The sequence below is a fragment of the Desulfosporosinus burensis genome, from assembly GCF_054657535.1.
Map to the genome: position 1 here is coordinate 304531 of NZ_BAAHYN010000008.1, position 10437 is coordinate 314967.

At 41.1% G+C, this 10437-nt stretch carries 11 protein-coding genes and 1 pseudogene; 5 read left to right on the forward strand and 7 right to left on the reverse strand.

Annotation, left to right across the window (positions count from 1 at the left end; translation table 11 throughout):
- Window positions 1–49 precede the first annotated feature (49 nt).
- The 5 genes and pseudogenes from ACYQ3Q_RS16285 to ACYQ3Q_RS16305 form a co-directional block, all read right to left on the reverse strand.
- The gene (locus ACYQ3Q_RS16285) at window positions 50–421 is read right to left on the reverse strand and encodes a hypothetical protein (RefSeq protein ID WP_459929580.1); all 372 of its coding nucleotides are present in this window, start codon (window positions 419–421) and stop codon (window positions 50–52) included.
- The gene (locus ACYQ3Q_RS16290) at window positions 405–902 is read right to left on the reverse strand and encodes a hypothetical protein (RefSeq protein WP_459929581.1); all 498 of its coding nucleotides are present in this window, start codon (window positions 900–902) and stop codon (window positions 405–407) included. The genes ACYQ3Q_RS16285 and ACYQ3Q_RS16290 overlap by 17 nt, the downstream gene beginning before the upstream one ends.
- Window positions 895–1800: a Druantia anti-phage system protein DruA gene (locus ACYQ3Q_RS16295; protein ID WP_459929582.1), complete on the reverse strand. Its 906-nt coding sequence runs from the start codon at window positions 1798–1800 to the stop codon at window positions 895–897. Before ACYQ3Q_RS16295 ends, ACYQ3Q_RS16290 begins: the two co-directional genes overlap by 8 nt.
- 226 nt (window positions 1801–2026) lie before the next feature.
- Window positions 2027–2901, reverse strand: a pseudogene (locus tag ACYQ3Q_RS16300) (transposase).
- Between the two features lie 223 nt (window positions 2902–3124).
- Entirely contained in the window at window positions 3125–3265 is a 141-nt protein-coding gene (locus ACYQ3Q_RS16305; RefSeq protein WP_459929583.1) for a hypothetical protein, read from the reverse strand.
- Window positions 3266–3497: 232 nt separating this feature from the next.
- On the opposite strand from ACYQ3Q_RS16305, the gene ACYQ3Q_RS16310 reads away from it, so the two are divergent.
- The 5 genes from ACYQ3Q_RS16310 (at window position 3498) to ACYQ3Q_RS16330 (ending at window position 7212) form a co-directional block, all read left to right on the forward strand.
- On the forward strand, window positions 3498–3716 hold the full coding sequence (locus ACYQ3Q_RS16310; RefSeq protein WP_459929584.1) for a hypothetical protein: 219 nt from the start codon (window positions 3498–3500) through the stop codon (window positions 3714–3716).
- Window positions 3717–3919: 203 nt separating this feature from the next.
- Window positions 3920–4177, forward strand: a complete 258-nt coding sequence (locus ACYQ3Q_RS16315; protein WP_459929585.1) for a hypothetical protein — start codon at window positions 3920–3922, stop codon at window positions 4175–4177.
- Window positions 4146–4409, forward strand: a complete 264-nt coding sequence (locus ACYQ3Q_RS16320) for a type II toxin-antitoxin system RelE family toxin (RefSeq protein ID WP_459929586.1) — start codon at window positions 4146–4148, stop codon at window positions 4407–4409. Before ACYQ3Q_RS16315 ends, ACYQ3Q_RS16320 begins: the two co-directional genes overlap by 32 nt.
- Before the next feature lie 419 nt (window positions 4410–4828).
- Window positions 4829–5917 (forward strand): hypothetical protein, encoded by a 1089-nt coding sequence (locus tag ACYQ3Q_RS16325; protein ID WP_459929587.1) that lies wholly within the window; start codon window positions 4829–4831, stop codon window positions 5915–5917.
- Between the two features lie 275 nt (window positions 5918–6192).
- Window positions 6193–7212, forward strand: a complete 1020-nt coding sequence (locus ACYQ3Q_RS16330) for a hypothetical protein (protein ID WP_459929588.1) — start codon at window positions 6193–6195, stop codon at window positions 7210–7212.
- Window positions 7213–7665: 453 nt separating this feature from the next.
- Here ACYQ3Q_RS16330 and ACYQ3Q_RS16335 read toward each other — a convergent pair whose 3' ends face one another.
- A complete protein-coding gene (locus ACYQ3Q_RS16335) occupies window positions 7666–9834 on the reverse strand; it encodes an HD domain-containing phosphohydrolase (RefSeq protein WP_459929589.1) in 2169 nt (722 codons plus the stop codon).
- Window positions 9835–9894: 60 nt separating this feature from the next.
- Window positions 9895–10098 (reverse strand): hypothetical protein, encoded by a 204-nt coding sequence (locus tag ACYQ3Q_RS16340; RefSeq protein ID WP_459929590.1) that lies wholly within the window; start codon window positions 10096–10098, stop codon window positions 9895–9897.
- Window positions 10099–10437: the final 339 nt, after the last annotated feature.

Consider the following 10437-nt stretch of genomic DNA (forward strand, 5'->3'; position numbering starts at 1 on the left):
TATAGTCCCAACCCTTAGCACGGCAGGTTCTTATGACCGGTCCGCAGGCTTAGAGTCCGTCCATGGTGACGGAAATCTTGAGTTTGGGAAAGCGTTTCTTGATTCGTTCAGCAAAACGGTAAAAAGCTTTGCGTTCACAATCTTGTTTGTTAGTACTAACATCTCGATACTCCTCGTTGTTTAGAAACTCACTCATGAGCGGTAACGTGATCCCCTTCTCGAAAATGACGACGGCCTCCAACACATAAACATAATACTGTTCTTGTTTATCTTTACCGACATGCCTTACCAGAGGTTCTTCGGTCCATTGTTCGGTCCTCATGAATTTCTGGGTCCCATCGATGGCTATGATGTAGCGCTTATTGATCAAATAATTCCTGAATTTCTTCTTCTTAACCAGTTGTTCAAAAAGCTCCAGCATACTTTCTTCGATTTCCTCCACCTTGATTCTTTCTAATAGCCGACTTAGGGTATCGGCGCGGCATCGTTTCAAAGTCTGGAAACATCGCGTTCATATTCGTGAAAAAGATGGCCGTGCTCATTTCTTTATTCGCGTTCCTTAAAGAGGTCTGTCGGTAGACAAACATCAGAATTCCATAGATCATGAGGACCGTCAGACTGTGTTTTATCTTCTTAGGCTGTCTTGGATCAGTGATTTTGCTCAATCGATTGAGGAGAATGGGCAGTGTTCGTTGATACACCTTAAGCGCGGTCTCGGCACTGAGCTGTCGGTCCAATTTTTCGTCTTCCGGTGTCTCGTGGCCACACTTTCGGTTGGCTATAGAACGTTTCTCTTGATACTCTTCGGATCCTACAACGTTGAATCCTTTGGTTTCTAACGCCAACATTTTGAGTGCTTGCTCCTGGGCCCGCTTCTCCTGTCGTTTTTCTGGTCTAGTCATCGGGGTTCACCGTTTTATAGGGCTTTATTCCTTTGAGACAGTCTTTAAAATCTTTTTGGAGGGGATACATATAGATCGCCTTACGAGAAAGGGCATACTCTTTTTCCCGATCCATTCTGCCCCGACCTTGGGTTTCGCCCAGATAGGTCCAGTTCGAGGCTTTATAGCAGGTGCCTGCAAAGTGAGATGTGTCGACGAATGTTTCTAATAGGACGGGCGCATAACAATATTCGCGCAGCCAGTCTTCTTGAAGTTGTTTGATCGCCAACGATAACACTTTACTGGCTAGGTTTTTAACGTTAACCCAGGGAAGGATGAGAAATCGGCTGTTATTCACGATCAGATGGAGTCGTTGCTTTCGATCCTGAACCTTCCATCCGATCCACTCGTCCCGTGAACTCAGAGCCCATGAGGATGCCGAAAACTGAAGACAACCCAGGATTGTCTCTCTTGATTTAATAAAGTAGGCTAAGCGTGAACCAAAGACTTTTTTGTCACCCAGCATATGATACTCGTTAACATAGTGTCTCCAATGCTTTAAATCCGTACCCGCTCTCGCAATTTCTAAATGTAACGGCTCAATTGCCTTTAATTCACAGGTGATTGGAGTGTTATCGATCTGAAATTCGGTTATTTTTGAATTCAAAGTACTTCGTTGCTTAGAACTATCTAAAGGGGGAAGCTGAATGAGTCCTGCTTCTTCCAACGTTTCTAAAAACGAAGTACATTGAGCTCTCTTTGCTTTCCCTGCGGGTGTAGTCCACCCTAAAAACTCACATAGGGTTCTTGCTAATTCTGTCCTTGATAGCTGTGGATATTTTTTTCTCGTCCATTGGATAAGCTCTATCTCTTCAGATGTAAAATTTCTGCCAGAGTAGACCATGATCGTCTTGTCCATTGGTGGTCACCTACCTATTCAAGACTATCATAACAGATTTTACAGGTTAGTTGAGGGGGGTTAATGCGGTGATATTGTTAAATAAAAAAACAGTAATAATAACAGTAGCAATTGTCTTCCTTGTAGCACTTTCATTTACTGTTTACACTTTTTTTAATAGTAGTAAAGGATTTGAGATATTAATAAACAATAACACAAATAAGGAAATTTCTGGTCTTAATATAACTTATAAGAACGTAACAAAAGATATTAAATCGAGAATAAAGATTGTCTTTTCGATACGTCCCATTTCACGTAGTGCTGTGGCCATACTATTCTGCCGGGAATAGGAACCGATTTTGCCCATAATTATCGATGCCGACACTGTTCCTTCCCGTACAGAGTGAGCAAGCCTTAGAACATCGTCATAATTTTCTCTAATAACCTTGGTGTTAATCTGTCCCCGCAATAATTTTTCCAGTTTAGGATATTCACTGGCTTTTCCAATGGAATACAGTTTTGAGTCAGCTAAATCCCTTAGCCGGGGAGCAAAGCGAAAGCCTAACATATGTGTTAACCCGAAAACTTGATCCGTGTAACCCGCAGTATCCGTGTAGTGTCTTCTATTGCTAAATCTGTTTCATGGTGCAGAAGGCCATCAATGACATGTACCGCATCTCTGGCGCTCGTATTGATTACCTTGGTATAAAAACTGGAGAATTGGTCACTGACAAAGCGATAAATTGTTGCACCCTTTCCTGTACCATAATGAGGATTAGCATCTGCATGAAGGGCATTAACACCAATTTGAACACGCATTCCATCCGATGAGGATGTGGTACCGGCTCCCCAATATGATGATAAAGCTAGTTTATGGTGAAAATTAACCAAGACAGCTTGTGCCTTGTTCATGGCATCCTCGTAAAGCCGCCATTGGGCAGTATTTGCCATCTGTCGGTAAGAGATACCCGGCGTAGCTTCATCCATTTTGGTGAGTCCAATATTTGTGCCCATTGCCATCAGGGTAGCCATTAGAATTATCGTTTCGTCCTCGCTGGGAGGTCGATTAGTAGAAGCATGTATGAACTGCTCATGGAAACCATTCCAATGGGCAACTTCCATGAGTAGATCAGTTAGCTTAATATGTGGCAGTAACTCGTAAAGAGACAAGCTAAAATTCCGGGCTTCATCCGGAACGTCCTTTTCTAAGTGTTCAATATGAAGCTTCCCGTTCTCAAGATTTACCCCTTCCAAGTCGTCGATATTGGATGATACCCATTTCAGACGATTTAACAAGGATTCAGTACGTTCTTCCAGGTATTCTTCTACCGATAGACTCACAGCCTTACTTTGTTGTAGCTTGTGTTATGTGACTCCAATCTTCTTTGGAAAATAGGTATTCCTCAAAGTCTTTATGTTCACGGCTGCCGACAATCGAGACATCCCCCGAGCGAATAGAGTTACGAAGTTCTGTTAGTACAGCCATCTCATAGTAATGACGGTTTATATTGCCGTCATCATCGTAAACATGTTCGGATGGATTCCACTCGTATCTACCTGAAGCTTTAAATCGCGTATGTATTAGTAGCCTTGGATGAGCTGCGTAAACGCAGGATCATACTTCCCGCCATGGCCACAATTGAAAGAGCCGTTTGGGAAGCTCGAAAGAGAACCGAAGACAAAATATTTAAGATTCTAAGTGCATAACTGCTGCGCAAATGGAAAAGCTTGATAAAATTGTATCTCATATGCCTGATAGCAGCAAGACTTATCTTGCATGGTTGAGGGAAATTCCGGGTACATTTTCCCCTGATAAACTTGATCTTCTTGAAAAGAAATTTTATGTGCTCCGGAAATATACGCCAACCCTGTTAACTGTTTTAGGTCGCTTGCGTACTCTTTTAACGTCTTTGGTTTTAAATCTTCTCGGATGGTGAAAGTATCAATAAATTTAGCAATTATCAGTTTCCTTGAGTGGATACATTCATTGCAGCAGCTCCTCCTAACTCTTGACTTACCTTAGCGGACATGGTAATTTTATCTTAGCCGAAACCTTAGCGGACATCAAGACTTATTTTAGGCATGGGTTATAACCGCTATTCTATATTAGCGGACATTGGATTTTAGGAGGTTGAGCCTCATGGTTGTACGGAAAGAAGATATTCATAACTTAGTTGAGCGCCTTCCTGAAGATGATCAAAAAACTGTTTTTGATTTCATGCAGTATCTATTAAACCGTTCCACACAAAAACCAGACGGTTGGGAACAAATTGATCAAGCCGATCCGGACGATGAACCTTTATCCGAAGAAGAACTTCGCCAGCTCAATAGCGATGCTGGTTATGTTACGGGGGAGGAGGCCAAACGTGAATTCGGATTACAAGTTGATCTACCATAAGGACGTGCTTAAATTCTTGGCCAAACAAGAAGTGACTATTCAAGAACGTATTGCGAAAGGACTAACTGGCCTTTTAACAATTCCCCCGAGAGGCGACATAAAACAAATGAAGGGATACCAGGGCTTATATCGCCTCCGAATTGGTACATACCGCATACTTTTTGAAATTAGCCACACTGAAAAGATCGTGTACATTCAGGCCATAGATTCTCGTGGAGGGATATATAAGTAACGAAAAGTCGGTTCTCCTTAAAGTAAGGAAAACCGGCTTTTCGCTTCCAGAATATGTCTTAGCGTATATTTTCGTTAAAATGTTGGCGGGACCCCTTCTAGTTTTAATTCCAATTATTACTTTGGAATGTCCAGTAGAAACAATTTGGATTGGACAGCGTGGGTCCAAATGTAAGCGTCAAATGACCCCTTATCTGGAATTCGGGATAAGGGGTCATTTGACGCTTACGTTCATAACTACACCAGCAGGATTGCCTTTGAATTTTTCAGCAGTGAATGAATCCACCTGATAAATCTTTAATGTTCTCACCTGCCTCCTCCTTTCCATTTTTTTCAGAGTCGCGAGGTACACCAGCGATACCACTAACCAACCATCCATATATATATATAAACGTTCCAATTTCTATTCTAGAGCATCATGTGGTCGTATTGACCCTTGCAAACGGTACTGTGCAGAGCCTAAAAGACCACACTGGACAGGTGAAAGCAACGTATTCCTATACGGGAGGGTATCTTACCCAAGTCACTTACAAAGATGCAACCTATGGTGATTCCACTATTCAGTATGGATGGGACAAGGGACGATTACGTTCCCTGACCGATAAAAATGGCACACCCTACTATCTGAATTATGATGATTCCAACCGTATTGGCAGTGTCGGAGAAATCAATATGCTGGGTAATCCCAGCTTTGAAGCAGGCTATGGAAGTGATCTTGATTCATGGAAAGAAACTGTAACCGCAGATTATGGAAGCATCACCGAAGACTCATCGACAACGACAACAGGTAAAAGTAGTGTCCATATTCAAAGTAGTCCAACGGTTTACCCAGGTTCCAACCAGAGCTTTCTCTATGTAAATCAAACTATTCCTGTTAAACCTTCAACGACTTACAACTTAAGTGCCAAGCTTAAGACAAGCAACCTAAACGGCAGGGCCTTTCTCAACGTCGTGCAAACAGACGTTAACGGTACAATCATGGATTCCACTTGGCTTGACACTCGTGCCATTGCCCTCACTGGAACTAAGGTTTGGACAAAACAATCGTTAAGTGTGACGACTCAGTCCAATGCTGCCTACCTGATTGTCTACTTGGAAGTTGACCATGATAACACTCATTTTGGCGGGGATGCTTATTTTGATGAGGCCCAACTGGTCGAAGGAGCAGCCGTAGCAGAATTTCATGGTCATACAGAGATCGGCTTCGGCGGTGATGGTTGGATTACATCTCCGCTAGGGGATGTCACTCAATACCAGCACAACAACTACGGAAATCCAACAGCCGTGATTGCCGATCCAGGGGGACTTAATTCCACCACCAGAATGACCTGGGATGCATCAGACCGTCTTAGAACAATGACCACTCCCCTTAATAACACCTACCCCTATACGTATGATGCCTTAGGGAACATGACTCAGGCCAAAGACCCCAAAGCGAGAACAACTGACTACGAATACTATTACAACCGTCTGAAAAAGCTGATTCAAGCCGATACTAATTACGTTTAAAATGCTTGGGATCCGGTTAGTTTAGACAATCAAACCCAAACAGATCAGGCTGGAAACTCTAAAGCCAGTTTATATAATGCCGGAAACTTGATCATGGAATCAAACCTGCTTGGGATAGCAGATAACCGATTTATAACAGCGGCTTTAATGAAGTTGACAGTAATAATCAACCTCTGGAATGGGTAAGTTACGCGCCAGCGGGCAGTATTAACCTAACTGAGGAAGACTCAACCGCCCCTTTTGGCGGAAGCCGCGTCTTAAAGCTCAATTCGGGAGTGAACCATAACACCTATCAGTGGACTGATTTCGTCAAAGCAGACAAAGTAAACGGCAAATTTATCCTGAGCGGAGATATTAAAGCCACAGGAAGCGGCTCAACCTCCAGTGCCGTCATTAATATCTACTGGTACGATGCTGGTAAAAACTCAATCGGAGATCCGACCTCGTATTTTAATGTCAAAGACGGAGAGTCGCAACGCTATACTCCCATGGACATTGACCCTCCAGCCAATACTGCTTACGCTCGCATTATGGCGATCACTTACCAAGGGTATACCGGCTACTTCGACAACCTCCAGTTTGAGCAAAGCCCCCAAATCAGAGGCTATAATTTCCTGCAAAACTCATCCTTTGTCAACGGGATCACCAAACGGACAAAATCCAGTGGCTATGCTGATGTATTAGCGGAAGAGGGAGTCATCAATCTCCCGTCAACCGGAAGCACCTACCTAGAATCTCAAACCGCGATTCCGGTTAAACAAAACAAGGACTACACCTTAAGCGGAAATCTCACTACCGAGCAAATAACTGCCGCTTCTGGTTATGGGGCCACGCTCCAGGTCTTAATCTACAATGACTCAGGGACTCTCATCGAAACGTTTAAATCTAAAGTCGTCTCTGAAAACTCTAAGATGGCCAAATATGTCGTACCCTTTAGATCATCCGTCAACGGAACGGCTAAAGTACGCTTAGACATGACTGGAGCCAAAGGGATTGCCAAGTTTGATAATATTCGCTTTGGTTACGGACGTGAAGCGGTTACCTCAACCTATGATGTTAAATCGAATTATGTCGAAAACACCACGAACCAGCTTGGAAAAACCGTGAGCTATATAAATTTGTCTCCATTGTACAATGGTAAATCTGGAACTGAAAACATCGCGACTTGGACGTCGATAATTACCAATCCGGTATTTTTCATCTCTTTCATTTTTCCAACCGCCTTTATAATGTTATCATCGTTTCTTGTTCTTTCTTGTAACTTCAAGATGCCGCTCACCCCACAAGCTCCGTAGCGCGATAGGGGTTCTAGAAATTCCCAAATACTCCAATCCTAATACTTTCTACATCCCTGCTTTCATTCCCTCCCGAGATCAGTAAAAATAATCTAAGTTAAAACAAAAAAAGGCCAGAACGTTCAATATGAAACGATCCGGCAGTTCATCATTACCTTATACTTCTTTCCTGGTTACCTTTTACCGAGCGCAAATGTCTACAAAAAAAATTACCAAAGACATTGGAAACAATTACATACTCATTATCCCGTGCGCCTACCCTACCCCAAAACTGTCTAACCCAAACCGCTCAAACATGTTCCCTTGAGCCTATCTGGTCCTATTAAGCTGTCGCACAATTCAATCCCGATCTCCGAATCCCTTGCTACAAGCCCATCTCAGACTGTGCATTTTCTCATACTTACTACGGTCTCCACGTGCCCTGTCACGTTGAAAGAGCTATATTTCTCGGGCTCAATAGTATATATTATCCACTGTTTTCCCTAATACCTTTTCAATAAATACACTTAACAGTTCAGTATCAAATTGAATACCGGCATTTTCTTGCAATTCCGCTATTACTACTTCCTTAGGCAGTGCGCGTCGATAACTTCTCTCACTCGTCATTGCATCATAGGCATCCGCAATGGTTATTATTCTTGACACAATGGGTATCTCTTCCCCTTTTAAGCCTTTTGGATATCCTTTTCCATCCCATCTTTCATGGTGATATAATACGTAGTTAGCCATCTCAGACATATCATTAACCGTACTTAGAATTCTATAGCCTATTTCGGGATGGCGTTTAATTTCTTTCCATTCATCATCTGTAAGTTTACCTGTCTTATTAAGTATATTTTCGTCTATAGCTATTTTCCCTATATCATGTAGTAATCCAACAGACTTAAGTTCCTCTGTTTCATGTTCAGGCATTCCAAGGGCTTTTCCCATGCTTTTGCATAGTACTGAAACTCTATGGGAGTGTTGTTCTTCCCTTTTGTTTTTTTCATGAAGAGTATTAATTATAGCTTTAATTGTCTTACTTCTCATACTTGGACTTTCAAAGAGTTTTTTCATATACATACGATCTTCAGCCTTTTTGAATACCTCTTTAATTTCTTCTTCGATATTATTCTTAGTTTCATAACCAAAGGAAATAGAAATATCCATGGAGCTTACTTTTTCTTTAATTGACAGATCAGTAATACGTTTAATGATTTGTTCAGCTTCAAAAGCATTAGTTTTAGGTAGCAGAATTACAAATTCATCTCCTCCGAGTCTGGCAATAATGTCGTCAGTTCGGATTTCCTTCATTATCACTTCTGCTACTTTCTTAAGAACCTCATCACCAAGGGCATGTCCAAAGGAATCATTGATTAGTTTTAATCCGTTCACATCACCTATAACAAGGGTTAACGGCAGGTTTCTTTTTGTATCAAGTCTCTGTAACTCTTCTTCGTAAAATCTACGATTATATAGCCCTGTAAGTTGGTCATGATAACTTAAAAACTCAATTCTTTCTTGCTTTTGCTTTTGCTCAGAAAAGTCTCTAAACACTAATACCACACCAACAATTTCCCCGTTTTCTTGCACAATCGGTGCGGCACTATCCTCGATAGGCCGCTGGGTACCATCTTTTGAAATCAAAAAGGTATGGTTGTTAAGTGTCTGTCCGCTTTGAAGTACTTTTTTTATAATATTTTCGCTTTTTTTACATGTAAGCTCATTTACAATATAGACTTCTTCAATCGATTTTTTTCTTGCCGCTTCTTGCGTCCAACCCGTTAAGAATTCAGCAACTTTATTCAAAAACACGATATTGCCCATATGATCAGTGGATATTACTCCATCTCCAACTGATATTAATGTTGTTTCTAAAAGCTTCTTCTCATTTGAAAGAGCTACTTCTAACTTCTTTCGATCGGTGATGTCGATGATAAGCCCCTCCAACGCCTTCACCTCACCTTTATCATTGTAAATCGGAATACCCTGTTCCCAAACCCATTTTTCATTTTGATTTGCTGTACGAATCCTATACTCTAAGAGAGCCGGTTTACGAGAATGCACCGCATTCTCAATAGATCTCGTTACGTGTTCTCGATCTTCTGGTAGAATTATGTCATTATAATAAAGAGAGCGATTGTACTGAAGTTCTTTTGCTTTGTATCCCAACAGCTCATAGCATCCTTCTGAGACAAATTCAAAAGTCCATTTACCGTCATAGAAACATCTATATGACATACCTGGTAGATTTGACAATAGTACTGATTTGCTTCGTTCGCTTTCATACAGTGCTTCCTTTGCTGTTTCCACTGCTACTATTTTATTGAGAATACCAAATAATGCTAAGATCAGCAAACTCAATGCTAATACAAGAATACCAGCCTGAATTGTCTCATAACGTGCATAATCATTCCACGTTCTTGCCGGGTAGTCAATACCAAGCGCTGCTATTGTTTTTCCTGTTTCAAAGTCTTTTATTGGAACAATAAAACTAATCCAGGTTCCCCACCTGTCGGTCACTGGCGCAGTAATTAGAACCTTCCCATCTGTAAAGGGTTTTGAATATGATTTATCAGCCTCCGTATACTCCTGCCCCGGAGGTGAATAGTCCTTTGATTCAACAGGTTCAGAATCAACCATAATATAAAGTTTATCATCTTTCAGTGTATATAAATAGGCAAAACGGATATCACCATTACTTTATACCCATTCCATTAATCTGTTCTTTATACTTTCATAGGCTATTGTTCCTACATCCTCTTGAGTCGCATTCAGCTTTTTGAACCCTTCTCCGTTTATCATAGTTGCAACAGTACTTGCTTTGTTCATTGCTTGTTTAGAAATTTCATTACTGCTTGAAGTCCATGTATACCACATATACGTAGAACCTAAAATTGCTAACACAAATAATTTTATTACGAGCGATGTCTTTCTGTTAATTCTTTTTATTAGGTTTATAGGAATCTTACTGTTACTTCCCATAATAATACTTTTCAACTCCTTGCGAAAATGCCTCTACCTATATGCAAGAACTGTATATATCGATGGGTAACGCCCCATTTATTGCTGGCATCTTGTGCAGTTAAACAATCCAAAGCGGATATTTTTTCCTGCATTCGTACTCGAAATCTACTTTTAAAAATTTACATAGACTATTACAAAAATCATTCTTTAAGAATAATATTCTACTGTAACTTCCAAACTTCCTCTTTTTATAACAAATAATTTTTACTCCGCTATTCC